This is a genomic window from Pseudomonas lini, assembly GCF_030812475.1.
Classification (GTDB): Bacteria; Pseudomonadota; Gammaproteobacteria; order Pseudomonadales; family Pseudomonadaceae; genus Aquipseudomonas; species Aquipseudomonas lini_A.
The window spans coordinates 1-25894 of sequence record NZ_JAUSSR010000015.1 but is presented as its reverse complement, the minus strand read 5'-3'; the positions used below and the strand labels follow the sequence as shown (position 1 = coordinate 25894).

Here is a 25894-nt window from a genome sequence, read left to right as displayed (position 1 = left end):
TTTCCTACTCCAATCAGTTGCGGAACGGGAATTTGAAAGCACGCAACAGGGCGCGACCTTCATCATCGTTCTTGGCAGTGGTGGTCAGGGTAATGTCCAGACCGCGGAGAGCATCGATCTTGTCGTAGTCGATTTCCGGGAAGATGATCTGCTCTTTAACGCCCATGCTGTAGTTACCACGACCATCGAAGGACTTGGCATTCAGGCCGCGGAAGTCGCGAACCCGAGGCAGGGAGATCGACAGCAGACGATCCAGGAATTCGTACATACGCTCACGGCGCAGGGTCACTTTGACGCCGATCGGCCAACCTTCACGGACTTTAAAGCCAGCGATGGATTTCCGAGCGTAAGTCACAACGACTTTCTGACCGGTGATCTTTTCCAGGTCGGCAACAGCGTGCTCGATGACTTTTTTGTCACCGACCGCTTCGCCCAGACCCATGTTCAGGGTGATTTTTGTAACGCGTGGAACTTCCATCACGTTCGAAAGCTTAAGTTCTTCCTTAAGCTTCGGTGCGATTTCCTTCCAGTAAATCTCTTTTAGTCGTGCCATGGTCTCATCTACCTAGCAGTGTTCAAGCATCAACCGCTTTTTGGGTCGACTTGAAGACACGAATTTTCTTGCCGTCTTCTACTTTGAAACCAACGCGATCAGCCTTGTTGGTTTCGCCGTTGAAAATGGCGACGTTAGAAGCATCCAGTGGAGCTTCTTTTTCGACGATACCGCCTTGCACGCCCGACATAGGGTTAGGCTTGGTATGACGCTTTACCAGGTTCAGACCGCCAATAACCAGACGGTTGTTAGCGAGAACCTTAAGCACCTTACCGCGCTTACCTTTGTCTTTGCCGGCGATCACGATGATCTCGTCGTCACGACGAATCTTTTGCATGTCGGATCTCCTTACAGCACTTCTGGGGCGAGCGAGACGATCTTCATGAACTTCTCAGTACGAAGTTCACGGGTCACTGGCCCAAAGATACGGGTGCCGATCGGCTCTTGCTTGTTGTTCAGAAGAACAGCAGCGTTGCCATCAAAGCGGATAATGGAGCCATCAGCACGACGTACGCCGTGACGAGTGCGGACTACAACAGCAGTCATCACTTGGCCTTTTTTCACTTTACCGCGAGGAATTGCTTCCTTCACGGTAACCTTGATGATGTCACCGATACCAGCGTAACGACGATGGGAGCCACCCAGCACCTTGATGCACATAACGCGGCGTGCGCCGCTGTTATCGGCCACATCGAGCATGGATTGAGTCTGAATCATATAATTTCTCCGACCCCTAGTCCTTAGACTTCCACAGCGCGTTCGAGAACATCAACCAGCGCCCAAGACTTGGTCTTGGCCAAAGGACGAGTTTCACGAATAGTGACTTTGTCGCCGATGTGGCACTGATTGGTTTCGTCGTGCGCGTGCAGCTTAGTCGAACGCTTAACGTATTTACCGTAGATCGGGTGCTTTACGCGACGCTCGATCAGAACGGTGATGGTCTTGTCCATTTTGTCGCTGACAACACGGCCAGTCAGCGTACGGACGGTTTTTTCGGCTTCAGCCATGATTACTTACCTGCCTGCTGTTTGAGCACAGTCTTCACGCGAGCGATGTCACGCTTAACTTGCCGGAGCAGGTGAGACTGCCCCAACTGGCCAGTTGCTTTCTGCATGCGCAGATTGAACTGGTCGCGCAGCAGGCCGAGCAGTTGCTCGTTAAGCTGCGGCGCGTCTTTTTCACGAAGTTCGTTCGCTTTCATCACATCACCGTCCGTTTAACAAAAGCGGTGGCGAGCGGCAGCTTTGCAGCAGCCAGGGCAAAAGCCTCACGCGCCAGCTCTTCAGAAACGCCCTCGATTTCATACAGGACTTTGCCTGGCTGAATCTGGGCAACCCAGTACTCCACAGAACCCTTACCTTTACCCATCCGAACTTCGAGGGGCTTTTTGGAGATCGGCTTGTCCGGGAATACACGGATCCAGATCTTGCCGCCACGTTTAACGTGACGGGTCAGTGCACGACGCGCTGACTCGATCTGACGAGCGGTGAGACGACCACGAGCTACAGACTTCAGCGCATATTCGCCGAAGCTGACTTTGCTACCGCGCTGAGCCAAGCCACGGTTGTGGCCAGTCATCTGCTTGCGGAACTTCGTACGCTTTGGTTGCAACATTTGGCGTACCCCTTACTTAGCAGCTTTTTTACGAGGCGCTGGTGCTTGTGGTTTCAGTTCTTCTTGGCGACCACCAATTACTTCGCCTTTGAAGATCCAAACCTTTACACCGATCACACCGTAAGTGGTGTGAGCTTCGTAGTTGGCATAGTCGATGTCGGCACGCAGGGTGTGCAGTGGCACACGACCTTCGCGATACCATTCAGTACGTGCGATTTCAGCACCGCCGAGACGACCGCTCACTTGGATTTTGATGCCTTTGGCACCAATGCGCATGGCGTTCTGTACAGCGCGCTTCATAGCGCGACGGAACATTACGCGACGCTCCAGCTGCTGAGCTACGCTCTGCGCAACCAACATACCGTCGAGTTCCGGCTTGCGGATTTCTTCGATATTGATGTGCACAGGCACACCCATTTGCTTGGTCAGGTCCTGACGCAGTTTCTCAACATCTTCACCTTTCTTCCCGATAACGATACCTGGACGAGCGGTGTGGATGGTGATACGTGCAGTTTGAGCCGGACGATGGATATCGATACGGCTTACGGACGCGCTTTTTAGTTTGTCTTGGAGATACTCACGCACCTTCAGATCAGCGAACAAATAGTCCGCATAAGTCCGACCGTCTGCGTACCAGACGGAGGTGTGCTCCTTGACGATTCCCAGGCGAATGCCAATGGGATGTACTTTCTGACCCATCTCTTCGACTCCGTTACTTGTCAGCAACCTTGACAGTGATATGGCAAGACCGCTTGACGATGCGATCAGCACGGCCTTTGGCACGTGGCATGATTCGCTTCAGCGAACGCCCTTCGTTGACGAAAACGGTGCTGACTTTAAGGTCATCAACGTCTGCGCCTTCGTTATGCTCGGCGTTGGCTACGGCCGACTCCAGCACTTTCTTCATGATCTCGGCGGCTTTCTTACTGCTGAAAGCCAACAGGTTGAGCGCTTCGCCCACCTTCTTCCCGCGGATCTGGTCGGCGACCAAGCGGGCTTTCTGGGCGGAGATTCGAGCGCCCGACAACTTAGCGGCTACTTCCATCGTTCCTTACCCCTTAACGCTTGGCTTTCTTGTCTGCCACGTGCCCACGATATGTGCGGGTACCGGCAAACTCGCCCAGTTTGTGGCCGACCATGTCTTCGTTCACGAGAACTGGAACATGTTGACGACCGTTATGCACTGCAATGGTCAGACCGACCATTTGTGGCAGGATCATCGAACGACGCGACCAGGTTTTCACCGGTTTGCGATCGTTCTTTTCCGCCGCCACTTCGATCTTCTTCAGTAGGTGAAGATCAATAAAAGGACCTTTTTTCAGAGAACGTGGCACTGTCGTATCCCTCTATTTACTTGCGACGACGGACGATCATTTTGTCGGTACGCTTATTACCACGAGTCTTCGCGCCCTTAGTCGGGAAGCCCCATGGCGATACCGGATGACGACCACCAGAGGTACGACCTTCACCACCACCATGTGGGTGGTCAACCGGGTTCATGGCAACACCACGAACGGTTGGGCGAACGCCACGCCAGCGTTTGGCACCAGCTTTACCCAGCGAACGCAGGCTGTGCTCGGAGTTCGAGACTTCACCCAGGGTCGCGCGGCATTCAGCCAGCACTTTACGCATCTCACCAGAACGCAGACGCAGGGTCACGTAGACACCTTCACGAGCGATCAGCTGAGCCGAAGCACCAGCGGAACGAGCGATCTGTGCGCCTTTACCTGGCTTCAATTCGATGCCGTGTACGGTGCTACCAACTGGAATGTTACGCAGTTGCAGAGCGTTGCCCGGCTTGATCGGTGCCAGGGCACCTGCGATCAGCTGGTCGCCAGCACTCACGCCTTTAGGGGCGATGATGTAGCGACGCTCGCCATCTGCGTACAGCAGCAGAGCGATGTGAGCAGTACGGTTTGGATCGTATTCGATACGCTCGACAGTGGCAGCGATGCCATCTTTGTCGTTGCGACGGAAATCGACCAGACGATAATGCTGCTTATGGCCACCACCGATGTGACGAGTGGTAATGCGACCATTGTTGTTACGACCACCAGTCTTCGATTTTTTCTCGAGCAGCGGTGCGTGAGGAGCGCCTTTATGCAGCTCCTGGTTGACCACCTTGACCACAAAACGGCGGCCAGGGGAAGTCGGTTTGCATTTAACGATTGCCATGATGCACCCCTTCCTTACTCAGCACTGCTGCTGAAATCGAGATCTTGGCCTGGCTGAAGGGAGATAACTGCCTTCTTCCAGTCATTACGCTTGCCCAGACCGCGAGCAGTGCGCTTGCTCTTACCCAGAACGTTCAGGGTAGTAACACGCTCTACTTTCACGCTGAACAGGCTTTCGACGGCCTTCTTGATTTCCAGCTTGGTTGCGTCAGTTGCAACCTTGAAAACGAACTGGCCTTTCTTGTCAGCCAGAACCGTAGCCTTTTCGGAAACGTGCGGGCCAAGCAGAACTTTAAATACGCGTTCCTGGTTCATCCCAGCAGCTCCTCGAATTTCTTCACGGCCGACACGGTGATCAACACCTTGTCGTATGCGATCAGACTAACTGGATCGGAACCTTGCACGTCACGTACATCAACGTGTGGCAGGTTACGAGCAGCCAGGTACAGGTTCTGATCAACAACTTCAGACACGATCAAGACGTCAGTCAGGCCCATGCCGGTCAGTTTGTTCAGCAGATCTTTGGTCTTCGGTGCATCAACAGCGAAGTCCTGAACCACTACCAGACGATCAGTACGCACCAGCTCAGCAAGGATGGAACGCATTGCTGCGCGGTACATCTTCTTGTTCAGCTTCTGGGTGTGATCCTGAGGACGAGCTGCGAAAGTGGTACCGCCGCCACGCCAGATTGGGCTACGGATAGTACCGGCACGAGCACGGCCAGTACCTTTCTGACGCCATGGGCGCTTACCGCCACCACGAACGTCGGAACGGGTCTTTTGCTGCTTGCTACCTTGACGGCCGCCGGCCATGTAGGCCACGACTGCTTGGTGAACCAGCGTCTCGTTGAATTCGCCGCCAAATGTCAGTTCGGAAACTTCGATCGCTTGAGCGTCATTTACATTTAATTGCATGTCAGCTTCCCCTTAACCGCGAGCCTTGGCTGCTGGACGTACAACCAAGTTGCCGCCAGTAGCGCCAGGAACAGCACCCTTGACCAACAACAGATTGCGTTCAGCGTCCACGCGCACTACTTCGAGGGACTGCACGGTCACGCGCTCAGCGCCCATATGACCGGACATTTTTTTGCCCTTGAATACACGACCAGGAGTCTGGCACTGGCCGATAGAGCCTGGAACGCGGTGGGATACGGAGTTACCGTGGGTGTTATCTTGCCCGCGGAAATTCCAACGCTTGATCGTACCCTGGAAGCCTTTACCCTTGGACTGACCGGTTACATCAACCAGTTGGCCAGCGGCGAAGATTTCAGCGTTGATCAGATCGCCGGCCTGGTACTCGCCTTCTTCAAGGCGGAATTCCATTACGGTACGACCAGCGGCAACGTTCGCTTTAGCGAAGTGGCCAGCCTGAGCTGCTGTTACACGCGAAGCACGACGCTCGCCGACAGTGACTTGCACTGCACGATAGCCATCGGTCTCTTCAGTTTTGAACTGGGTGACGCGATTCGGCTCGATCTCAATGACCGTGACCGGAATGGAGACACCTTCTTCGGTGAAAATACGGGTCATACCGCATTTACGACCGACTACACCAATAGTCATGTTGTAAACCTCATGAGTGTACGGGGCTTTCACCCGCTATGGCCGCCCATTTCAGAGCGTTACACGACTAAGACCGAGTCTTAGCCGAGGCTGATCTGCACTTCCACACCGGCCGCAAGATCAAGCTTCATAAGAGCATCAACGGTTTTATCCGTTGGCTGGACGATGTCCAGTACGCGCTTATGAGTACGGATCTCGTACTGGTCACGCGCGTCTTTGTTGACGTGCGGGGAGACCAGAACGGTGAACCGCTCTTTACGGGTAGGCAGTGGAATTGGACCACGCACTTGAGCACCAGTACGTTTCGCGGTTTCCACGATTTCCTGGGTGGATTGGTCGATCAGGCGATGGTCAAAAGCCTTCAACCTGATACGGATTTGCTGATTTTGCATTGGATTTCAGACTCCGGCTGCTATTCCCACCGAGCGCAATACGCCCGTTAAAAGGAGGCGCAATTCTATAGACGCCCCATATGGGTGTCAACCCAATAAAAAAGCCCCCGCTGAGCGGGGGCCTCTTCAACTCATCGAAGCCAACTCAAAAAAGAGCTTACTCGATGATTTTGGCTACGACGCCAGCGCCGACGGTACGACCGCCTTCACGGATAGCGAAACGCAGACCGTCTTCCATTGCGATGGTCTTGATCAGGGTGACAACCATTTTGATGTTGTCGCCTGGCATTACCATTTCAACGCCTTCCGGCAGTTCGCAGTTACCAGTCACGTCAGTAGTACGGAAGTAGAACTGTGGACGGTAGCCTTTGAAGAACGGAGTGTGGCGACCGCCTTCTTCTTTGCTCAGAACGTACACTTCAGCTTCGAACTTGGTGTGCGGCTTGACCGAACCTGGCTTGACCAGAACCTGGCCACGCTCAACGTCGTCACGCTTGGTACCACGCAGCAGAACGCCGCAGTTCTCGCCAGCACGACCTTCGTCGAGCAGCTTACGGAACATTTCAACACCGGTGCAGGTGGTGACGGTAGTGTCACGCAGACCAACGATTTCCAGTGGATCCTGAACCTTGACGATACCGCGCTCGATACGGCCAGTTACAACAGTACCGCGACCGGAGATCGAGAATACGTCTTCGATTGGCATCAGGAACGGCTTGTCGATAACACGGACTGGATCTGGAATGTAGCTGTCCAGAGTCTCAACCAGTTTACGAACGGCAGTGGTGCCCATTTCGTTGTCGTCTTGGCCGTTCAGAGCCATCAGAGCCGAACCGATGATGATCGGGGTGTCGTCGCCTGGGAAGTCGTAAGTGCTCAGCAGATCGCGCACTTCCATCTCAACCAGTTCCAGCAGCTCAGCGTCGTCAACCATGTCAGCCTTGTTCAGGAAGACAACGATGTACGGTACGCCAACCTGGCGGGACAGCAGGATGTGCTCACGGGTTTGTGGCATCGGACCATCAGCGGCCGAGCAAACCAGGATAGCGCCGTCCATCTGAGCAGCACCGGTGATCATGTTCTTCACATAGTCAGCGTGACCTGGGCAGTCAACGTGAGCGTAGTGACGGATCAGCGAGTTGTATTCAACGTGCGCGGTGTTGATGGTGATACCACGAGCCTTTTCTTCCGGAGCGCTGTCGATCTTGTCGAAAGCAACAACGGCCGAACCGAAAACTTCGGAGCAGACGCGAGTCAGAGCAGCGGTCAGCGTGGTTTTACCGTGGTCGACGTGACCGATGGTGCCAACGTTGACGTGCGGGAGGGTACGGTCAAATTTTTCTTTAGCCACGACAATTAACTCCTAGCCTAAAGGGGGCTGAATCAGCCTTGTTTTTTGGTAACAGTTTCGACGATGTGCGACGGAGCTGTATTGTATTTTTTGAATTCCATAGAGTAGCTTGCGCGACCTTGGGACATGGAACGGACGTCGGTCGCATAACCGAACATCTCACCCAACGGAACTTCGGCACGAATTACTTTGCCGGAGACCGTGTCTTCCATACCCAGGATCATGCCGCGACGACGGTTAAGGTCGCCCATCACGTCACCCATATAGTCTTCAGGTGTAACAACCTCTACCGCCATGATCGGCTCAAGCAACTCACCACCGCCCTTCTGGGCCAGTTGCTTGGTCGCCATGGAAGCAGCCACCTTGAACGCCATCTCGTTGGAGTCGACGTCGTGGTAGGAACCATCGAACACGGTAGCCTTCAGGCCGATCAGCGGATAGCCGGCGACAACGCCGTTCTTCATCTGCTCTTCGATACCCTTCTGGATAGCCGGGATGTATTCCTTAGGAACCACACCACCCACTACTTCGTTCACGAATTGCAGACCTTCCTGACCTTCGTCAGCAGGAGCAAAGCGAATCCAGCAGTGACCGAACTGGCCACGACCGCCGGACTGGCGAACGAACTTGCCTTCAATTTCGCAGTTCTTCGTGATGCGCTCACGGTACGAAACTTGAGGCTTACCGATGTTGGCTTCGACGTTGAACTCACGGCGCATCCGGTCAACCAGGATGTCCAGGTGCAACTCGCCCATGCCAGAGATGATCGTTTGACCAGTCTCTTCGTCGGTTTTAACGCGGAAAGATGGATCTTCCTGAGCAAGCTTGCCCAGAGCGATACCCATTTTTTCCTGGTCGTCCTTGGTCTTAGGCTCTACGGCAACCGAAATAACCGGCTCCGGGAAGTCCATGCGAACCAGGATGATTGGCTTGTCAGCGCTGCACAAGGTTTCGCCAGTGGTGACGTCCTTCATGCCGATCAAGGCCGCGATGTCACCAGCGCGTACTTCCTTGATTTCTTCACGGGCGTTTGCGTGCATTTGCACCATACGACCCACGCGCTCTTTCTTGCCCTTAACCGAGTTGATCACGCCGTCGCCGGAGGCCAACACGCCCGAGTAAACGCGGACGAAGGTCAAGGTACCCACGAATGGGTCGGTAGCGATTTTGAAAGCCAGAGCCGAGAACGGCTCGCTGTCATCTGCGTGACGCTCCATTTGCTTTTCCTCGTCATCCGGGTCAGTACCCTTGATGGCAGGAATGTCGGTTGGAGCAGGCAGGTAATCGATAACGGCGTCGAGAACCAGGGGAACACCCTTGTTCTTGAAGGAAGAACCGCAAACAGCCAGGACGATTTCGCCAGCGATAGTACGCTGACGCAGAGCGGCCTTGATTTCCGCGTTGGTGAGTTCTTCACCTTCGAGGTACTTGTTCATCAGCTCTTCGCTGGCTTCGGCCGCAGCCTCCACCATGTTGCCGCGCCATTCGTCAGCCAGTTCCTGCAGTTCAGCAGGGATAGGCTTGCGAACTGGAACCATGCCTTTGTCAGAATCATTCCAGTAAACAGCTTCCATGGCCATCAGATCGATCTGACCCTGGAAGTTGTCTTCGGAACCGATAGCCAACTGGATTGGCACCGGAGTGTGACCCAGACGCTGCTTGATCTGACCGATCACGCGCAGGAAGTTCGCACCGGCACGGTCCATCTTGTTTACGTAAACAAGACGTGGAACGCCGTACTTGTTGGCTTGACGCCATACGGTTTCCGACTGAGGCTCAACGCCCGAGGTGCCGCAGAACACAACGACCGCGCCGTCGAGAACACGCAGGGAACGTTCAACTTCAATAGTGAAGTCAACGTGGCCCGGGGTGTCGATGACGTTGAAGCGGTATTGGTCCTTGTGCTGCTTCTCGGAACCCTGCCAGAAGGCGGTGATGGCAGCAGAAGTAATGGTAATACCACGCTCCTGCTCCTGCACCATCCAGTCTGTGGTCGCGGCGCCGTCATGCACCTCGCCCATTTTGTGACTTTTGCCAGTGTAAAAAAGGACGCGCTCGGTGGTGGTGGTTTTACCAGCATCCACGTGAGCAACGATACCAATGTTACGGTAGCGGTTAATCGGTGTAGTACGAGCCATAAAGCCCTCGCAAAATTAGTGACGCTAAAATTAGAAGCGGTAGTGCGAGAAAGCCTTGTTGGCTTCAGCCATACGGTGCACGTCTTCACGCTTCTTAACTGCAGCACCTTTGCCTTCGGCAGCGTCCAGCAGTTCGCCAGCCAAACGCAGAGCCATAGACTTCTCGCCGCGCTTGCGGGCGAAGTCTACCAACCAGCGCATTGCCAGAGCGTTACGACGGGACGGACGAACTTCAACCGGAACCTGGTAAGTAGCACCGCCTACACGGCGCGACTTTACTTCGACCAGCGGAGCGATGGCGTCGAGAGCTTTCTCGAAGATTTCCAGGGGGTCGCTGTTCTTGCGTTCTTTAACCTTTTCCAGCGCGCCATAAACGATACGTTCGGCAACGGCTTTCTTGCCGCTTTCCATTACGTGGTTCATGAACTTGGCCAGGATCTGGCTGCCGTATTTTGGATCGTCAAGCACTTCGCGCTTGGCTGCTACGCGTCTTCTTGGCATGGATAAGCCCTCAAACGGTCTTCAGGTTCGCTCGGAATCGGTGCCCTTTCGGGACGCCTCCGACCTTACTCTTATCGACTCAGAAAAATGGAGAATCAGTTTTACAAAAAGCCGCTACTACTTAGGCTTCTTGGTACCGTACTTCGAACGACCCTGGTTACGACCTTTAACGCCGGAAGTATCCAGAGAACCGCGTACGGTGTGATAACGAACACCTGGCAAGTCTTTTACACGACCGCCGCGGATCAGTACCACGCTGTGCTCTTGCAGGTTGTGGCCTTCACCGCCGATGTACGAGGAAACCTCGAAACCGTTGGTCAGGCGCACACGGCATACTTTACGCAGTGCCGAGTTAGGTTTTTTCGGCGTGGTGGTATACACACGGGTGCATACGCCACGACGTTGCGGGCAGTTCTGCAGCGCAGGCACGTCGGATTTCTCGACGATACGCTTACGCGGCTGACGTACCAGCTGGTTGATAGTTGCCATCTACTAGCTCCACTGTTGTCTTGCGACGCTATTGTCTTGCAAGAAAAGCAAAATGGCAGGAACGAATTCCCGCCAAATTTAGGGGTACAAGAGTCTAAAGAGGATCTTGTCCCCAGTCAAGGCAAGGCCCCGACCTCCCCGCTCATCCAACCTCGACAAATTGTCTCGATTCGATGAACGGAACGGCCAGGGCCCATGCTCATTTATCGCAGAACTCAGTTACCGCTCGAGTTCAGCGCTTCGGTCAGTGCAGCTTCCACTTCACTGGCGCTTACGCGCAACGGTTTGTCAGCATCACGGCGGCGCTTGCGCTCGCTGTGGTAAGCCAGACCGGTACCGGCCGGGATCAGACGACCCACGACCACGTTTTCTTTCAGGCCGCGCAGGTAATCGCGCTTGCCGGTTACCGCCGCTTCGGTCAGTACGCGGGTGGTTTCCTGGAAGGAAGCCGCCGAGATGAACGATTCGGTGGACAGCGACGCCTTGGTAATACCCAGCAACACACGAGTGAACTTGGAAACGAATTTCTCGTCGCCAGCCAGACGCTCGTTCTCTACCAGAACGTGAGTCAATTCCATCTGGTCGCCCTTGATGAAACTGGAATCGCCGGATTCAGCGATTTCAACTTTACGCAGCATCTGACGCAGGATGGTCTCGATGTGCTTGTCGTTGATCTTCACGCCTTGCAGACGGTAAACGTCCTGGATCTCGTTCACGATGTACTTGGCCAGCGCACTCACACCCAGCAGACGCAGGATGTCGTGTGGATCGCTCGGGCCGTCGGAGATAACTTCGCCGCGGTTTACCTGTTCGCCTTCGAAGACGTTCAGGTGACGCCACTTCGGAATCAGCTCTTCGTACGGATCGGTACCGTCGTTCGGGGTAATAACCAGACGGCGCTTGCCTTTGGTCTCTTTACCGAACGCGATGGTGCCGCTGACTTCAGCCAGAATCGAGGCTTCTTTCGGACGACGCGCTTCGAACAAGTCGGCAACACGCGGCAGACCACCGGTGATGTCACGGGTCTTCGAAGTCTCTTGCGGGATACGAGCGATAACATCACCGATCGCAATCTTCGCACCATCCGCAACACCGACCAGGGCGTTGGCTGGCAGGAAGTACTGAGCGATAACGTCAGTGCCTGGCAGCAACAGATCCTTGCCGTTGTCATCAACCATCTTCACAGCAGGACGGATATCTTTACCGGCGGCTGGACGGTCTTTGGCGTCGAGTACTTCAATGTTGGTCATACCGGTCAATTCGTCAGTCTGACGCTTGATCGTGATGCCTTCTTCCATGCCCACGTAGGTCACGGTACCTTTCATTTCGGTAACGATCGGGTGAGTGTGCGGATCCCACTTGGCCACGATTGCGCCAGCGTCGACCTTGTCACCTTCTTTAACCGAAATCACGGCACCGTACGGCAGCTTGTAGCGCTCGCGCTCACGACCGAAGTCATCAGCGATCGCCAGCTCACCGGAACGGGACACGGCAACCAGGCAACCATCCACTCGCTCAACGTGCTTCAGGTTATGCAGACGGACGGTACCGCCATTCTTCACCTGAACGCTGTCGGCTGCGGAGGTCCGGCTTGCCGCACCACCGATGTGGAACGTACGCATGGTCAGCTGGGTACCCGGCTCACCGATGGACTGGGCAGCGATAACGCCGACCGCTTCACCGATGTTCACCTGGTGACCACGAGCCAAATCACGGCCGTAGCACTTGGCGCAAATGCCGTAGCGGGTTTCGCAGCTGATCGGCGAACGCACGATCACTTCGTCGATGCTGTTCAGCTCGATGAACTCGACCCACTTCTCGTCTACCAGAGTGCCGCCAGGAACGATAACTTCCTCGGTACCCGGCTTGAATACGTCACGGGCAATGACTCGACCCAATACGCGCTCACCCAGCGGCTCGACAACGTCACCGCCTTCAATGTGCGGCGTCATGACCAGGCCATGCTCGGTGCCGCAATCGATCTCGGTCACGACCAGATCCTGCGCCACGTCTACCAGACGACGAGTCAGGTAACCGGAGTTCGCCGTTTTCAACGCGGTATCCGCCAAACCTTTACGAGCACCGTGAGTGGAGATGAAGTACTGAAGTACGCTCAAACCTTCACGGAAGTTCGCAGTAATCGGCGTTTCGATGATGGAACCGTCCGGCTTGGCCATCAGGCCACGCATACCGGCGAGCTGACGGATCTGCGCAGCAGAACCCCGTGCGCCCGAGTCGGCCATCATGTACATCGAGTTGAAGGACTCCTGGTCGACTTCGACGCCATGACGGTCGATGACTTTCTCTTTCGAGAGGTTGGCCATCATCGCCTTGGAAACTTCGTCGTTCGCCTTGGACCAAAGGTCGATCACTTTGTTGTACTTCTCGCCCTGGGTTACCAGGCCGGAGGCGTACTGACTTTCGATCTCTTTCACTTCATCAGTAGCAGCATTGATGATGCGGGCTTTTTCATCCGGGATAACGAAGTCGTTAACACCGATGGAAACGCCGGAGATGGTCGAATAGGCAAAACCGGTGTACATCAACTGGTCAGCGAAGATCACGGTCTCTTTCAAACCAACCACGCGATAGCACTGGTTGATCAGCTTGGAGATCGCCTTTTTCTTCATCGGCTGGTTGACGACGTCGTACGACAGGCCAGGTGGAACAACCTGGAACAACAGCGCACGGCCAACAGTGGTGTCGACGATACGGGTGTTCTTGACGCTGCCACCATCACGATCGTTGACGGTTTCGTTGATCCGCACTTTGACCTTGGCGTGCAGTGCGGCTTCGCCGGCACGGAACACACGGTCAACTTCCTGCAGATCCGCGAACACACGACCTTCGCCCTTGGCGTTGATCGCTTCACGTGTCATGTAGTACAGACCCAATACAACGTCCTGCGACGGAACGATGATTGGCTCACCGTTGGCTGGCGACAGAATGTTGTTGGTCGACATCATCAACGCACGCGCTTCCAACTGGGCTTCCAGTGTCAGCGGTACGTGCACGGCCATTTGGTCGCCGTCGAAGTCGGCGTTGTACGCAGCACAGACCAGAGGGTGCAGCTGGATAGCCTTACCTTCGATCAGAACCGGTTCAAACGCCTGGATACCCAGACGGTGAAGGGTCGGTGCACGGTTGAGGAGAACCGGGTGTTCACGGATCACTTCAGCGAGAACGTCCCAAACCTCTGGCAGCTCGCGCTCGACCATCTTCTTGGCGGCTTTGATGGTGGTCGCGAGACCACGCATTTCCAGCTTGCCGAAAATGAACGGCTTGAACAGCTCCAGAGCCATCTTCTTCGGCAGACCGCACTGGTGCAGACGCAGGGTCGGACCTACGGTAATTACCGAACGACCGGAGTAGTCAACACGCTTACCGAGCAAGTTCTGACGGAAACGACCCTGCTTACCCTTGATCATGTCAGCCAGGGATTTCAGAGGACGCTTGTTGGAACCGGTGATAGCGCGGCCACGACGACCGTTGTCGAGCAGTGCATCGACAGCTTCCTGCAACATACGCTTTTCGTTGCGCACGATGATGTCCGGAGCGGACAGATCGAGCAGACGCTTCAAGCGGTTGTTACGGTTGATCACTCGACGATACAGATCGTTGAGGTCGGAAGTCGCGAAGCGACCGCCATCCAGCGGGACCAGTGGACGCAGATCTGGCGGCAGAACCGGCAGAACGGTCAGCACCATCCATTCTGGAAGGTTGCCGGAACCCTGAAAGGCTTCCATCAACTTCAGACGCTTGGACAGCTTCTTGATCTTGGTTTCGGAGTTGGTTTGCGGAATTTCTTCACGCAGACGGCCAATCTCGTGTTCCAGGTCGATAGCGTGCAACAGTTCACGGACAGCTTCGGCACCCATGCGGGCATCGAAATCGTCGCCGAACTCTTCCAGCGCTTCGAAGTACTGCTCGTCGTTGAGCAGCTGACCTTTTTCAAGGGTGGTCATGCCTGGATCGATAACGACATAGCTCTCGAAGTAGAGAACGCGTTCGATATCACGCAGGGTCATGTCCATCAGCAAGCCGATACGCGACGGCAGCGATTTCAGGAACCAGATGTGGGCAACCGGCGAAGCCAGTTCGATGTGCGCCATGCGCTCACGACGAACCTTGGCCAGCGCGACTTCAACGCCGCACTTCTCGCAGATCACACCACGGTGCTTCAAGCGCTTGTACTTACCGCACAGGCACTCGTAATCCTTTACCGGGCCAAAGATCTTGGCGCAGAACAGGCCGTCACGTTCAGGTTTGAACGTACGGTAGTTGATGGTTTCCGGCTTTTTAACTTCACCGAACGACCACGAACGGATCATCTCAGGCGATGCCAATCCAATACGGATGGCGTCGAACTCTTCGACTTGACCCTGGTTTTTCAGCAAATTCAGTAGGTCTTTCAAGGCCTTTCCTCCTGGCGGAGCAGAGAGCGGGCAATCCTGCCCCGCTCTCGATTCGCGTCACGTGTTATTCGGTTTCCAGATCGATATCGATGCCGAGGGAACGAATTTCCTTGATCAACACGTTGAAGGACTCGGGCATGCCCGGCTCCATACGGTGATCGCCGTCCACGATGTTTTTGTACATCTTGGTCCGGCCGTTCACATCGTCCGACTTCACTGTGAGCATTTCTTGCAGAGTGTAAGCAGCACCGTATGCTTCCAGTGCCCAGACCTCCATCTCCCCGAAACGCTGACCACCGAACTGCGCCTTACCACCCAGCGGCTGCTGGGTAACCAGGCTGTACGAACCGGTAGAACGAGCGTGCATCTTGTCGTCTACCAAGTGGTTCAGCTTCAGCATGTACATGTAGCCAACAGTCACCGGGCGCTCGAACTTGTTGCCGGTACGGCCGTCGGTCAGCTGCATCTGGCCACTTTCCGGCAGGTCCGCCAGTTTCAGCATGGCCTTGATTTCGCTTTCCTTGGCACCGTCGAACACTGGAGTGGCCATTGGAACGCCGCCACGCAGGTTCTTCGCCAGATCCAGGATTTCCTGGTCGGAGAAGCTGTCCAGATCTTCGTTGCGACCGCCGATCTCGTTGTAGATCTCGTGCAGGAACTTGCGCAGATCGGCAACTTTACGCTGCTCTTCGATCATGCGGTTGATCTTCTCGCCCAGGCCCTTGGCTGCGAGGCCCAGGTGGGTTTCAAGGATCTGACCAACGTTCATACGCGAAGGTACGCCCAACGGGTTGAGGACGACGTCGACCGGGGTGCCATTGGCATCGTGCGGCATGTCTTCAACCGGCATGATCACGGAGACCACACCTTTGTTACCGTGACGACCGGCCATCTTGTCGCCCGGCTGGATGCGGCGACGGATTGCCAGGTAAACCTTGACGATTTTCAGCACGCCTGGAGCCAGGTCATCGCCCTGCTGCAGTTTGCGCTTCTTGTCTTCGAACTTGTCGTCCAGCAGACGGCGACGATCGACGATGTAGGCCTGAGCCTTCTCGAGCTGCTCGTTCAGAGCATCTTCAGCCATGCGCAGTTTGAACCACTGGCCATGCTCAAGACCGTCGAGCACTTCGTCGGTGATGTCCTGACCTTTCTTCAGGCCGGCGCCGCCTTCGGCTTTGTGGCCGACCAGAGCGGAACGCAGACGTTCGAAAGTCGCGCCTTCAACGATACGGAACTCTTCGTTCAGGTCCTTGCGGATCTCGTCGAGTTGAGTCTTCTCGATCGACAGTGCACGAGCATCACGCTCGACGCCGTCACGGGTGAAGACCTGTACGTCGATGACAGTACCCTTGGTGCCGGTAGGCACGCGCAGGGAGGTGTCTTTAACGTCGCTGGCTTTTTCACCGAAGATGGCACGCAACAGCTTTTCTTCCGGCGTCAGTTGGGTCTCGCCTTTCGGAGTGACCTTGCCGACCAGAATGTCGCCTGCGCCTACTTCGGCACCTACGTAAACGATACCGGCTTCGTCCAGCTTGTTCAGTGCCGCTTCACCCACGTTCGGGATGTCGGCAGTGATTTCCTCTGGCCCAAGCTTGGTGTCACGTGCCACACAGGTCAGTTCCTGGATGTGGATCGTGGTGAAGCGGTCTTCCTGAACCACACGCTCGGACAGGCAGATGGAGTCTTCGAAGTTGAAGCCGTTCCACGCCATGAACGCGATGCGCATGTTCTGACCCAGCGCCAGTTCACCCATGTCGGTGGACGGGCCGTCGGCCATGATATCGCTGCGCTGAACCCGATCACCTTTACGCACCAGCGGACGCTGGTTGATGCAGGTGTTCTGGTTGGAGCGGGTGTATTTGGTCAGGTTGTAGATGTCGACACCGGCTTCGCCGGTTTCAACTTCGTCATCGGCAACACGAACCACGATACGGCTGGCGTCGACGGAGTCGATCACGCCGCCACGACGAGCCACGACGCAAACGCCGGAGTCACGGGCTACGTTACGCTCCATGCCGGTACCGACCAGCGGCTTGTCAGCGCGCAGGGTAGGTACAGCTTGACGCTGCATGTTCGAACCCATCAACGCACGGTTGGCGTCATCGTGCTCGAGGAACGGGATCAGCGACGCTGCAACCGACACTACCTGCTTCGGCGAAACGTCCATCAAGGTCACGTCTTCCGGCGCCTTGACGGTGAACTCGTTCAAGTGACGAACAGCTACCAGCTCGTCGATCAGGACTTTCTTGTCGTTCATCGTGGCCGAAGCCTGGGCGATCACGTGATCAGCTTCTTCGATGGCGGACAGGAACACGATCTCGTCGGTGACCAGAGCGTCTTTCACCACACGGTACGGGCTCTCGAGGAAGCCGTACTGGTTGGTGCGCGCATAAGCAGCCAGGGAGTTGATCAGACCGATGTTCGGACCTTCCGGCGTTTCAATCGGGCATACACGACCGTAGTGAGTCGGGTGTACGTCACGAACTTCAAAGCCGGCACGCTCACGAGTCAGACCGCCAGGGCCGAGTGCAGACACACGACGCTTGTGGGTGATCTCGGACAGCGGGTTGTTCTGGTCCATGAACTGGGACAGCTGGCTGGAACCGAAGAACTCTTTCACCGCCGCAGCCACTGGCTTGGCGTTGATCAGGTCTTGCGGCATCAGGCCTTCGCTTTCAGCCATCGACAGACGCTCTTTGACCGCACGCTCAACACGTACCAGGCCAACGCGGAACTGGTTCTCGGCCATTTCGCCTACACAGCGAACACGACGGTTACCCAGGTGGTCGATGTCATCGACGATGCCTTTGCCGTTACGGATGTCGACCAGAGTCTTCAGTACCGCGACGATGTCTTCCTTGCACAACACGCCCGAACCTTCGATCTCGGTACGACCGATACGACGGTTGAACTTCATCCGGCCGACCGCAGACAGGTCATAGCGCTCAGGGCTGAAGAACAGGTTGTTGAACAGAGTCTCGGCAGCGTCTTTGGTTGGCGGCTCGCCTGGACGCATCATGCGATAGATCTCGACCAGCGCTTCCAATTGGTTGCTGGTGGAGTCGATCTTCAGGGTGTCGGAGACGAACGGACCGCAGTCGATATCGTTGGTGTACAGAGTTTCGATGCGAACAACCTGGGCCTTGGCGATTTTTGCCAGGATCTCGGTGTTCAGCTCGGTGTTGCACTCTGCCAGGATTTCGCCGGTTGCCGGATGCACGATGGCCTTGGCGGTAGTGCGACCCAGGACGTAGTCCAGAGGCACTTCCAGGGTCTTGAGACCGGCTTTTTCGATCTGGTTGATGTGGCGCGCAGTAATACGGCGACCAGCCTCAACGATGACCTTGCCCTTCTCGTCCTGAATATCAAGAACCGCGATTTCACCACGCAGACGCGAAGCAATCAGTTCCAGACTGAGGGTTTCGCCGCTCAGGTGGAAAACGTTGGTGGTGTAGAACGCGTCGAGCACTTCTTCGGTGGTATAGCCGAGCGCACGCAGCAGTACCGATGCAGGCAGCTTGCGACGACGGTCGATACGCACGAACACGCAGTCTTTCGGGTCGAACTCGAAGTCCAGCCACGAACCGCGGTAAGGAATGATGCGCGCGGAGTACAGCAGTTTGCCGGAGCTGTGCGTCTTGCCACGGTCGTGGTCGAAGAACACGCCCGGGGAACGGTGCAGCTGGGAAACGATTACTCGCTCGGTACCGTTGATTACGAAGGTACCGTTTTCAGTCATCAGGGGGATTTCACCCATGTAGACTTCTTGCTCTTTGATGTCCTTGATCGCTTTGTTCGACGATTCTTTGTCGAAAATGATCAGGCGCACTTTTACCCGCAAAGGTACGGCGTAAGTTACACCGCGCAATACGCATTCTTTGACATCAAATGCCGGTTCGCCCAGGCGATAACCGACGTACTCCAGCGCAGCATTGCCGGAGTAGCTGATGATCGGGAAAACGGATTTGAAGGCCGCATGCAGGCCCACGTCGCGGAACTGATCTTTAGTCGCTCCCGCCTGCAAGAATTCACGATACGAATCCAGCTGGATTGCCAGGAGATACGGCACATCCATGACGTCCGGCAACTTGCTAAAGTCCTTGCGGATACGTTTTTTCTCAGTATATGAGTAAGCCATCAGCGTTCCCCAGCTTGGTCACCTGCTTGTTTGGCCCCTCCCGACGGGAGCAGCCAGAAAATCGTGCAAACCCCATGGTTTGCGCCACCGCATCGGGTGGTTACAGCTCGTTACCAGCACCGACCCAGTCGGCTGCCAATAACGGAAAAAGGCCGGTGGCAAGAGCCACCAGCCATCAGCCTTTCGCTTAACGCTCGGGCTGGAGACGCAAGGTCGATGCTTACTTCAGCTCGACTTTAGCGCCTGCTTCTTCCAGAGTGGCCTTGGCTTTGTCAGCTGCGTCTTTCGAAACAGCTTCCAGAACCATGCCAGGAGCGCCGTCAACTACAGCCTTGGCTTCTTTCAGGCCCAGACCGGTCAGTTCACGTACTGCCTTGATCACGTTAACTTTCTTCTCGCCAGCTTCCAGCAGCATGACGTTGAATTCAGTTTGTTCTTCAACAACGGCAGCAACAGCGGCTGGACCTGCGGAAGCAGCGGCAGCGGAAACGCCGAACTTCTCTTCCATGGCCTTGATCAGCTCAACGATTTCCAGAACGGATTTTTCGCCGATTGCTTCGATGATTTGGTCGTTAGTCAGAGACATGACTATAAATTCCTGTATTGGGGTGACAGCCTACGCGGCCATCGAAATAAACAATAAACGCTGAAAGGAGACGCTCAGCCTTAGGCTGCAGCAGCTTCTTTCTGGTCGCGAAGAGCCGCCAGAGTACGAGCCAACTTGCTGGTTGCGCCTTGAATCACGCTCATCAGCTGAGAAATTGCTTCGTCACGGGTCGGCAGGCTTGCCAGTACGTCGATCTGATTAGCTGCGAGGTACTTGCCCTCGAACGCAGCTGCCTTGATCTCGAACTTGTCCTGACCTTTTGCGAACTCTTTGAAAATACGGGCAGCAGCGCCCGGATGGTCTTTGGAGAATGCAATCAAGGTCGGGCCGGTGAACACGTCGTTGAGCACGTCATATTGAGTGCCAGCAACGGCGCGCTTGAGCAGGGTGTTACGTACAACACGTACGTAAACGCCAGCTTCACGAGCCTCTTTACGGAGTCCGGTCATAGCGCCTACTGTTACGCCACGGGCATCAGCCACGACAGCGGACAGAGCAACTTGGGCAGCCTTGTTGACTTCAGCGACGATGGCCTTCTTGTCTTCAAGTTTAATTGCCACGGGAAAAACTCCTGCTTGTTACCGTTTCATCCAACCGAAGCCGGATGTCGTTTTGGTGTCTGATTCGGTAAGGAACCGGGAGCACCATCTGCGTAGGCTTGAGGTTTAAGACTTGCGTCGCCTACGGTCTTGGATAGCCCCCGCCAGGCAGGGACCCCAATCTTTCAATTGGCGCAATCGCTTGCGCCAACCTGTGTCTTACGCGTCGAGCGAACCTTGGTCGATGACCAGGCCTGGACCCATGGTGGTGCTCAGGGTAACGCGCTTGACGTAAATACCTTTCGAGGAAGCAGGCTTGATACGCTTCAGATCAGCGATCAGGGCTTCAACGTTTTCCTTCAGCTTGACGGCATCGAAGCCGACTTTGCCAACGGAGGTGTGGATGATGCCGTTTTTGTCGGTGCGATAACGAACCTGACCAGCCTTGGCGTTTTTAACCGCGGTAGCTACGTCTGGGGTTACGGTGCCGACTTTAGGGTTAGGCATCAGGCCACGTGGACCGAGGATCTGACCCAACTGGCCTACAACGCGCATGGCATCCGGGGATGCGATCACTACGTCATAGTTCAGGTCGCCGCCTTTCATTTCGGCAGCCAGGTCGTCCATGCCTACACGGTCAGCGCCGGCAGCCAGAGCGGCCTCGGCAGCTGGACCCTGGGTGAACACGGCAACGCGAACGGTCTTGCCAGTGCCGTGTGGCAGCACAGTAGCGCTACGAACGACCTGGTCGGATTTACGCGGGTCAACGCCCAGGTTTACAGCAACGTCGAACGACTCGCTGAACTTGACAGTCGACAGCTCGGCCAGCAGGGCAGCAGCGTCTACAAAGTTGTAGGCCTTGCCTGCTTCGATTTTGCCGGCGATAGCCTTTTGACGCTTGGTCAGCTTAGCCATTACACACCCTCCACGTTAAGGCCCATGCTACGAGCAGAACCGGCGATAGTACGCACGGCTGCATCCATATCAGCTGCAGTCAGATCCGCGTTTTTGGTTTTCGCGATTTCTTCCAGCTGAGCACGGGTCACGGTGCCAACCTTAACGGTGTTCGGACGAGCGGAACCGCTAGTCAGACCAGCCGCCTTCTTCAGCAGAACCGAAGCAGGGGTGGATTTGGTTTCGAAAGTGAAGCTACGGTCGCTGTAGACAGTGATGATCACTGGAGTCGGCAGGCCTGGTTCAATACCTTGGGTACGGGCGTTGAAAGCCTTGCAGAATTCCATGATGTTCACGCCGTGCTGACCCAGGGCAGGACCAACAGGTGGGCTTGGGTTAGCCTGAGCGGCCTTCACTTGCAGCTTGATGTAAGCGGTAATTTTCTTGGCCATGAGGCACTCCAATTACGGGTTCAAACGCCTCGAAAGGCTCCCCGGTTACTTGCGCGTTTATCCCAGTGACGACAAAACCCCACAGCCTGAGGCTGCGGGGTTGGGATGCTTGCTCAGCTAGACCTTTTCGACCTGACTGAACTCAAGCTCTACCGGAGTAGAGCGTCCGAAAATAAGCACTGCCACTTGGATCCGGCTTTTTTCGTAGTTAACTTCTTCAACCGTGCCGGTAAAATCGGCAAACGGTCCGTCGTTGACCCGTACCGACTCACCTGGCTCGAACAATGTCTTCGGCTTCGGCTTGTCGCTACCGTCAGCAACACGACGCAGAATCGCTTCTGCCTCTTTGTCTGTGATCGGTGCAGGCTTATCAGCAGTACCGCCGATGAAACCCATCACCCGAGGCGTATCCTTGACCAAGTGCCAAGTACCCTCGTTCATGTCCATCTGGACCAGCACATAACCTGGGAAGAACTTGCGCTCGCTTTTGCGTTTCTGGCCATTACGCATTTCAACCACTTCTTCAGTGGGAACCAGAATTTCGCCAAAGCCATCTTCCATGCCAGCCAGCTTTACGCGCTCTACCAGCGAGCGCATGACATGCTTCTCGTAACCGGAGTAAGCATGCACAACGTACCAACGCTTAGCCACGGGACACCCTTAGCCGACAATCAAGGAAACAAGCCAGCCGAGCAGGGAATCAAGCCCCCACAACAGCAACGCCATAACCAGGACAACAGCCACAACGATCAACGTGGTCTGCGTGGTTTCTTGGCGAGTTGGCCATACGACTTTACGAATCTCGGTGCGAGCTTCCTTCACCAGCACAAAGAAAGACTTGCCCTTGGCTGTCTGCAGGCCTACAAAGGCAGCTACAGCAGCAATGACAAGCAATGCAAGTACGCGGTACAGGATCGGCGAAGCAGAGTAATACTGATTGCCAACAACGCCAACAACCACCAAAGCAGCTACTGCTAGCCACTTGAGCAGATCGAAGCGAGAGCCTTGAGCTTCAGCTTTAGGAGTCATCTATGAAGATCCTGTGAAAAGAAAGCCAAACCCACCAAGTGAATCTGGCAGGTCAGGAGGGAATCGAACCCCCAACCTACGGTTTTGGAGACCGTCGCTCTGCCAATTGAGCTACTGACCTAAAACAAAATCAGGCCGACCATTATGCCGGCCTGAAGAAGACTTTACAACAATTTACTCAGCAGCCCTGGCTGCGACACCCATTCTGGCGGCACGGCCGTCACCGCGAACAACTAACGGCAACCCTGACCACTTAAAACAAAGGCAGATATTTTCATATCTGCCTTGTTATATGGAGCTCTTGAGCGGATTTGAACCGCTGACCTCACCCTTACCAAGGGTGTGCTCTACCAACTGAGCTACAAGAGCGTAACACTTTGCAAAATCTGCAAACTTGGAGCGGGTAGCGGGAATCGAACCCGCATCATCAGCTTGGAAGGCTGAGGTTCTACCACTAAACTATACCCGCGAGGCTTGCAGCTCTCGCTAAAAATGGTGGAGGGGGAAGGATTCGAACCTTCGAAGTCGTAGACGTCAGATTTACAGTCTGATCCCTTTGGCCGCTCGGGAACCCCTCCTAAGCGAGCCGGCATTCTATACTACGCCGGCCTTCTGTCAAGCATTTTCTCATTAAAAACCTGAGGTTAGCTGCGTTGACCTCGCTCCGTAGCGTTAACCGTTAAAGGTGTTCACTGCGGAGCGGGCGCCATTCTATGCAAACTATTGAGTCGGTGCAACCCCCTCACAGGGCATTATTTTATGTTTTAACTCATTGAATTCTCTGGAAAGGTTTTTCAGCTGCGAATCATCCAGCCAGCGCCGGCTTTCGGGCGCCACACGCACCCAGTAACCCGCGGATTCGGCAGAATCCTTCGGCAATGACTGGAATTTGATTTCCATGCCATTCAATCGCCGCTCGACCGCTTGAGCGGGTTCCTGGCGCGTAAAACCTCCCAGATACAGGCAACCGTCATTTGGCCGGGGCGATTTTTCTTTGTCTCGTATCGCCTCGGTCGTCTCGCTCAACAGGCGGATATCCTGCTGCGAACCTCGATACAAGCTCAACGGCGTAACATCTTTGGCACGCAGAGGCGCCTCTTGTTGATGCCAGATGTAATAGAACACATTGAGAACGAGCAGCAGCAGGAACAACCAACGCATAAATACCTCAGGACAAGGGACATGCCATAGCCAAGCCTACGAACACCAGGTCCGGAACCACCCTGGCCTCTGGCACGATCCCGGAGACCAGGTCTGCATCCCCCCCAGTGAGGAACAAAGTAAAATCATCCCCCCAATAGCTGCGCGCCATCTCCAGCTGGGTCAGGACAAAGCCCCTGAGCATCAGTGAGCACCCTCGCTCCACCGCTTCGACAGTGGTGCGACCCGGGACAAGACTTTCCAGCGCACGCTCGGCAGCGAGATCCCCGTAGCGGATTCTACGGGTATGGGTCCGCAGCTGATTGCGCATCAGGGGAATTCCCGGGCATATGAATCCGCCGAGATGCTCCCCATCGGCGGCAATGAAGTCAGCAGTGACCGCGGTACCGAAATCGAGCACCAGGCAAGCACCCGACGCCAGGTGATAGCCGCCCAGCATCGCCAGCCAACGATCGAGCCCCAGCCGCTCGAACTCCTCATACCCGTTACGAACATCGGACATTTCGCGAGCTGGCGCTGCGCAAGCTACCGATATACCGAAAGCCTGCGTCAGCAGCGCAATCAATGCATGGGTTTCTTCAGGGGTCCTGACACTGACCAATCGGCAAAACTTGAGCGCGAGCCCCTTGAGCGCCTTCAGGCTCTCCAGCAGAGCGAGGTCCGAATCAACGACGCCCTCGCCCACCACCCGACGGACATCCGCATCGAGCACCCGCCACTTGATGAAACTGTTTCCGCAGTCCAGCTCAAGAATCATCACGCAACCTCAGGCTGAGCTCACCACCACTAAAGACTTTTTCCACACCATCCACCTTCAAGCGCAAGGCACCCTGACTATCAATTCCCAGTACTTCGCCATCTATTTGGTTAACACCAGCAATCAGCGACACAGCGCGCCCCTGCCAAAGATGATTTTGCTCCCACTCCGCCTGGATAGCTGAAAATCCGCCGACTTGATGACGACTCAAATAGGCCTGGAGTTTCTCCCCCAAGACGGCGACGAGGTAATTGCGATCAAAGGCCTTGCCCGATTCAAGCCGCATGGACGTCCACTGCTGATCAACCTCATCGGTCATCTGCATGTTCACATTAATCCCTACACCCAGGACCACATGGCAGACATCGGCAGGATCCCCAACCAGCTCGAGCAATATCCCTGCGATCTTTTTTTGCCCCACCAGAACATCATTGGGCCACTTCAGCCCCGCTGCGGGAATACCAAGCTCTCGCAAGGCCTGCATTACCGCAAGCCCGACGACCAGACTCAAGCCCTCGAGCTGGCGCATTCCACCCTCGATGCGCAACACCAGGCTGTAATAGACGTTTTCCGCAAAAGGACTGGCCCACTTTCGCCCGCGTCGCCCTCGCCCGGCAGTTTGCCGCTCGGCAAGCACCAGGAATGGCGCAGCCTGGCCGCACTCTATGGCGCGCAAGGCTTCGGCGTTGGTGGAGTCAATTGAGTCGAAGACCAGAACAGGCCAGTCGCAGGAAGGGGCCTGCTCTCTGATGGCGAGAGGATCAAGCAGCGTCAAGGGTGCAGCCAGCTGATACCCGCGCCCGCGCACCTTGTGAATGGACAAGCCAAGTTCAGCCTCCAGATGCTGAAGCTGCTTCCATACCGCGCTACGACTGATACCCAAGGCGATGCCCAGGGCCTGGCCGGAATGAAACCGCCCATCTTTAAGAAGCTCTAACAACGTCAGCATGCAAGTCTCGCCTCACAATGAGGCCTGCATGATAGCCATGCCCCGAGCCGTTGCATAGAAAACCTGGGGGTCGGATTTTCCTGCGGACAAAAACAAAACCCCTACCTGCATGCGCAGATAGGGGTTTCGGAATTTAATCTTGACGATGACCTACTCTCACATGGGGAAACCCCACACTA

The 25894-nt window shown here is 55.5% G+C and carries 29 protein-coding genes and 4 tRNA genes; all 33 read right to left on the bottom strand.

Features of this window, described 5'->3' with window-relative positions:
- Positions 1-13 precede the first annotated feature (13 nt).
- The 33 genes from rplE to birA all read right to left on the bottom strand — a co-directional run bounded on the left by rplE (position 14) and on the right by birA (position 25715).
- Complete coding sequence (gene rplE / locus J2W17_RS25275) at positions 14-553, bottom strand: 50S ribosomal protein L5 (protein WP_003176415.1); 540 nt, start codon at positions 551-553, stop codon at positions 14-16.
- 22 nt (positions 554-575) lie between these two features.
- Positions 576-890 carry a 50S ribosomal protein L24 gene (gene rplX, locus J2W17_RS25270; RefSeq protein ID WP_003176416.1) on the bottom strand — a complete coding sequence of 105 codons (315 nt, stop codon included), beginning with the start codon at positions 888-890 and terminating at the stop codon, positions 576-578.
- An 11-nt stretch (positions 891-901) separates the two neighbouring features.
- A complete protein-coding gene (gene rplN, locus J2W17_RS25265) occupies positions 902-1270 on the bottom strand; it encodes a 50S ribosomal protein L14 (protein ID WP_002555479.1) in 369 nt (122 codons plus the stop codon).
- 23 nt (positions 1271-1293) lie between these two features.
- The gene (gene rpsQ / locus J2W17_RS25260) at positions 1294-1560 is read right to left on the bottom strand and encodes a 30S ribosomal protein S17 (protein WP_003176419.1); all 267 of its coding nucleotides are present in this window, start codon (positions 1558-1560) and stop codon (positions 1294-1296) included.
- Between the two features lie 2 nt (positions 1561-1562).
- Positions 1563-1754 carry a 50S ribosomal protein L29 gene (rpmC, locus tag J2W17_RS25255; protein WP_008030901.1) on the bottom strand — a complete coding sequence of 64 codons (192 nt, stop codon included), beginning with the start codon at positions 1752-1754 and terminating at the stop codon, positions 1563-1565.
- Entirely contained in the window at positions 1754-2167 is a 414-nt protein-coding gene (rplP, locus tag J2W17_RS25250) for a 50S ribosomal protein L16 (RefSeq protein WP_007943783.1), read from the bottom strand. The genes rpmC and rplP overlap by 1 nt, the downstream gene beginning before the upstream one ends.
- 12 nt (positions 2168-2179) lie before the next feature.
- The gene (gene rpsC, locus J2W17_RS25245; RefSeq protein WP_003176422.1) at positions 2180-2866 is read right to left on the bottom strand and encodes a 30S ribosomal protein S3; all 687 of its coding nucleotides are present in this window, start codon (positions 2864-2866) and stop codon (positions 2180-2182) included.
- A 13-nt stretch (positions 2867-2879) separates the two neighbouring features.
- Positions 2880-3212 (bottom strand): 50S ribosomal protein L22, encoded by a 333-nt coding sequence (rplV, locus tag J2W17_RS25240; RefSeq protein ID WP_003103908.1) that lies wholly within the window; start codon positions 3210-3212, stop codon positions 2880-2882.
- A 13-nt stretch (positions 3213-3225) separates the two neighbouring features.
- Complete coding sequence (rpsS, locus tag J2W17_RS25235; RefSeq protein ID WP_002555486.1) at positions 3226-3501, bottom strand: 30S ribosomal protein S19; 276 nt, start codon at positions 3499-3501, stop codon at positions 3226-3228.
- A gap of 16 nt (positions 3502-3517) precedes the next feature.
- Positions 3518-4342: a 50S ribosomal protein L2 gene (gene rplB, locus J2W17_RS25230; RefSeq protein ID WP_003210080.1), complete on the bottom strand. Its 825-nt coding sequence runs from the start codon at positions 4340-4342 to the stop codon at positions 3518-3520.
- Between the two features lie 14 nt (positions 4343-4356).
- Positions 4357-4656, bottom strand: coding sequence for a 50S ribosomal protein L23 (rplW, locus tag J2W17_RS25225; protein WP_002555488.1), 300 nt, complete (start codon positions 4654-4656; stop codon positions 4357-4359).
- Positions 4653-5255, bottom strand: a complete 603-nt coding sequence (rplD, locus tag J2W17_RS25220; protein WP_007896707.1) for a 50S ribosomal protein L4 — start codon at positions 5253-5255, stop codon at positions 4653-4655. The genes rplW and rplD overlap by 4 nt, the downstream gene beginning before the upstream one ends.
- Positions 5256-5267: 12 nt before the next feature.
- On the bottom strand, positions 5268-5903 hold the full coding sequence (gene rplC, locus J2W17_RS25215) for a 50S ribosomal protein L3 (RefSeq protein WP_003186059.1): 636 nt from the start codon (positions 5901-5903) through the stop codon (positions 5268-5270).
- An 80-nt stretch (positions 5904-5983) separates the two neighbouring features.
- Positions 5984-6295, bottom strand: a complete 312-nt coding sequence (gene rpsJ / locus J2W17_RS25210; protein ID WP_003186070.1) for a 30S ribosomal protein S10 — start codon at positions 6293-6295, stop codon at positions 5984-5986.
- 157 nt (positions 6296-6452) lie between these two features.
- Entirely contained in the window at positions 6453-7646 is a 1194-nt protein-coding gene (gene tuf, locus J2W17_RS25205) for an elongation factor Tu (protein WP_007896660.1), read from the bottom strand.
- Positions 7647-7678: 32 nt separating this feature from the next.
- Positions 7679-9784, bottom strand: coding sequence for an elongation factor G (gene fusA, locus J2W17_RS25200; protein WP_150582440.1), 2106 nt, complete (start codon positions 9782-9784; stop codon positions 7679-7681).
- A 30-nt stretch (positions 9785-9814) separates the two neighbouring features.
- Positions 9815-10285, bottom strand: a complete 471-nt coding sequence (rpsG, locus tag J2W17_RS25195) for a 30S ribosomal protein S7 (RefSeq protein ID WP_002555493.1) — start codon at positions 10283-10285, stop codon at positions 9815-9817.
- Positions 10286-10402: 117 nt separating this feature from the next.
- Positions 10403-10774 carry a 30S ribosomal protein S12 gene (gene rpsL, locus J2W17_RS25190; RefSeq protein WP_002555494.1) on the bottom strand — a complete coding sequence of 124 codons (372 nt, stop codon included), beginning with the start codon at positions 10772-10774 and terminating at the stop codon, positions 10403-10405.
- Positions 10775-10989: 215 nt separating this feature from the next.
- Positions 10990-15189 (bottom strand): DNA-directed RNA polymerase subunit beta', encoded by a 4200-nt coding sequence (gene rpoC, locus J2W17_RS25185; RefSeq protein ID WP_307341065.1) that lies wholly within the window; start codon positions 15187-15189, stop codon positions 10990-10992.
- Between the two features lie 64 nt (positions 15190-15253).
- On the bottom strand, positions 15254-19327 hold the full coding sequence (gene rpoB / locus J2W17_RS25180) for a DNA-directed RNA polymerase subunit beta (protein WP_064680059.1): 4074 nt from the start codon (positions 19325-19327) through the stop codon (positions 15254-15256).
- 220 nt (positions 19328-19547) lie between these two features.
- A complete protein-coding gene (rplL, locus tag J2W17_RS25175; protein ID WP_010467258.1) occupies positions 19548-19913 on the bottom strand; it encodes a 50S ribosomal protein L7/L12 in 366 nt (121 codons plus the stop codon).
- Between the two features lie 80 nt (positions 19914-19993).
- On the bottom strand, positions 19994-20494 hold the full coding sequence (gene rplJ, locus J2W17_RS25170; RefSeq protein WP_064680061.1) for a 50S ribosomal protein L10: 501 nt from the start codon (positions 20492-20494) through the stop codon (positions 19994-19996).
- A 198-nt stretch (positions 20495-20692) separates the two neighbouring features.
- Complete coding sequence (rplA, locus tag J2W17_RS25165; protein WP_019693883.1) at positions 20693-21388, bottom strand: 50S ribosomal protein L1; 696 nt, start codon at positions 21386-21388, stop codon at positions 20693-20695.
- Positions 21388-21819 carry a 50S ribosomal protein L11 gene (rplK, locus tag J2W17_RS25160; RefSeq protein ID WP_003210097.1) on the bottom strand — a complete coding sequence of 144 codons (432 nt, stop codon included), beginning with the start codon at positions 21817-21819 and terminating at the stop codon, positions 21388-21390. Before rplK ends, rplA begins: the two co-directional genes overlap by 1 nt.
- A 117-nt stretch (positions 21820-21936) precedes the next feature.
- Positions 21937-22470 (bottom strand): transcription termination/antitermination protein NusG, encoded by a 534-nt coding sequence (nusG, locus tag J2W17_RS25155; RefSeq protein ID WP_007896622.1) that lies wholly within the window; start codon positions 22468-22470, stop codon positions 21937-21939.
- A gap of 9 nt (positions 22471-22479) precedes the next feature.
- On the bottom strand, positions 22480-22848 hold the full coding sequence (gene secE / locus J2W17_RS25150) for a preprotein translocase subunit SecE (RefSeq protein ID WP_064680062.1): 369 nt from the start codon (positions 22846-22848) through the stop codon (positions 22480-22482).
- A gap of 45 nt (positions 22849-22893) precedes the next feature.
- Positions 22894-22969, bottom strand: a tRNA-Trp gene (locus J2W17_RS25145).
- A gap of 172 nt (positions 22970-23141) precedes the next feature.
- Positions 23142-23217: transfer RNA gene (locus J2W17_RS25140), tRNA-Thr, on the bottom strand.
- A gap of 26 nt (positions 23218-23243) precedes the next feature.
- Positions 23244-23317 (bottom strand) — tRNA-Gly (locus tag J2W17_RS25135).
- 24 nt (positions 23318-23341) lie between these two features.
- Positions 23342-23426, bottom strand: a tRNA-Tyr gene (locus J2W17_RS25130).
- Positions 23427-23568: 142 nt separating this feature from the next.
- Entirely contained in the window at positions 23569-24009 is a 441-nt protein-coding gene (locus J2W17_RS25125; RefSeq protein WP_307341051.1) for a hypothetical protein, read from the bottom strand.
- Positions 24010-24016: 7 nt separating this feature from the next.
- Positions 24017-24766: a pantothenate kinase gene (locus tag J2W17_RS25120; protein WP_307341048.1), complete on the bottom strand. Its 750-nt coding sequence runs from the start codon at positions 24764-24766 to the stop codon at positions 24017-24019.
- Positions 24756-25715 (bottom strand): bifunctional biotin--[acetyl-CoA-carboxylase] ligase/biotin operon repressor BirA, encoded by a 960-nt coding sequence (gene birA, locus J2W17_RS25115; RefSeq protein ID WP_307341044.1) that lies wholly within the window; start codon positions 25713-25715, stop codon positions 24756-24758. The genes J2W17_RS25120 and birA overlap by 11 nt, the downstream gene beginning before the upstream one ends.
- Positions 25716-25894: the final 179 nt, after the last annotated feature.

Excerpts from the sequence above, each read along its gene's own strand:
- rplE (WP_003176415.1), bottom strand. The coding sequence starts at position 553 with ATGGCACGACTAAAAGAGATTTACTGGAAGGAAATCGCACCGAAGCTT.
- rplX (WP_003176416.1), bottom strand. The coding sequence starts at position 890 with ATGCAAAAGATTCGTCGTGACGACGAGATCATCGTGATCGCCGGCAAA.
- rplN (WP_002555479.1), bottom strand. The coding sequence starts at position 1,270 with ATGATTCAGACTCAATCCATGCTCGATGTGGCCGATAACAGCGGCGCA.
- rpsQ (WP_003176419.1), bottom strand. The coding sequence starts at position 1,560 with ATGGCTGAAGCCGAAAAAACCGTCCGTACGCTGACTGGCCGTGTTGTC.
- rpmC (WP_008030901.1), bottom strand. The coding sequence starts at position 1,754 with ATGAAAGCGAACGAACTTCGTGAAAAAGACGCGCCGCAGCTTAACGAG.
- rplP (WP_007943783.1), bottom strand. The coding sequence starts at position 2,167 with ATGTTGCAACCAAAGCGTACGAAGTTCCGCAAGCAGATGACTGGCCAC.
- rpsC (WP_003176422.1), bottom strand. The coding sequence starts at position 2,866 with ATGGGTCAGAAAGTACATCCCATTGGCATTCGCCTGGGAATCGTCAAG.
- rplV (WP_003103908.1), bottom strand. The coding sequence starts at position 3,212 with ATGGAAGTAGCCGCTAAGTTGTCGGGCGCTCGAATCTCCGCCCAGAAA.
- rplB (WP_003210080.1), bottom strand. The coding sequence starts at position 4,342 with ATGGCAATCGTTAAATGCAAACCGACTTCCCCTGGCCGCCGTTTTGTG.
- rplW (WP_002555488.1), bottom strand. The coding sequence starts at position 4,656 with ATGAACCAGGAACGCGTATTTAAAGTTCTGCTTGGCCCGCACGTTTCC.
- rplD (WP_007896707.1), bottom strand. The coding sequence starts at position 5,255 with ATGCAATTAAATGTAAATGACGCTCAAGCGATCGAAGTTTCCGAACTG.
- rplC (WP_003186059.1), bottom strand. The coding sequence starts at position 5,903 with ATGACTATTGGTGTAGTCGGTCGTAAATGCGGTATGACCCGTATTTTC.
- rpsJ (WP_003186070.1), bottom strand. The coding sequence starts at position 6,295 with ATGCAAAATCAGCAAATCCGTATCAGGTTGAAGGCTTTTGACCATCGC.
- fusA (WP_150582440.1), bottom strand. The coding sequence starts at position 9,784 with ATGGCTCGTACTACACCGATTAACCGCTACCGTAACATTGGTATCGTT.
- rpsG (WP_002555493.1), bottom strand. The coding sequence starts at position 10,285 with ATGCCAAGAAGACGCGTAGCAGCCAAGCGCGAAGTGCTTGACGATCCA.
- rpsL (WP_002555494.1), bottom strand. The coding sequence starts at position 10,774 with ATGGCAACTATCAACCAGCTGGTACGTCAGCCGCGTAAGCGTATCGTC.
- rpoB (WP_064680059.1), bottom strand. The coding sequence starts at position 19,327 with ATGGCTTACTCATATACTGAGAAAAAACGTATCCGCAAGGACTTTAGC.
- rplL (WP_010467258.1), bottom strand. The coding sequence starts at position 19,913 with ATGTCTCTGACTAACGACCAAATCATCGAAGCAATCGGCGAAAAATCC.
- rplA (WP_019693883.1), bottom strand. The coding sequence starts at position 21,388 with ATGGCTAAGCTGACCAAGCGTCAAAAGGCTATCGCCGGCAAAATCGAA.
- rplK (WP_003210097.1), bottom strand. The coding sequence starts at position 21,819 with ATGGCCAAGAAAATTACCGCTTACATCAAGCTGCAAGTGAAGGCCGCT.
- secE (WP_064680062.1), bottom strand. The coding sequence starts at position 22,848 with ATGACTCCTAAAGCTGAAGCTCAAGGCTCTCGCTTCGATCTGCTCAAG.
- J2W17_RS25125 (WP_307341051.1), bottom strand. The coding sequence starts at position 24,009 with ATGCGTTGGTTGTTCCTGCTGCTGCTCGTTCTCAATGTGTTCTATTAC.
- J2W17_RS25120 (WP_307341048.1), bottom strand. The coding sequence starts at position 24,766 with ATGATTCTTGAGCTGGACTGCGGAAACAGTTTCATCAAGTGGCGGGTG.
- birA (WP_307341044.1), bottom strand. The coding sequence starts at position 25,715 with ATGCTGACGTTGTTAGAGCTTCTTAAAGATGGGCGGTTTCATTCCGGC.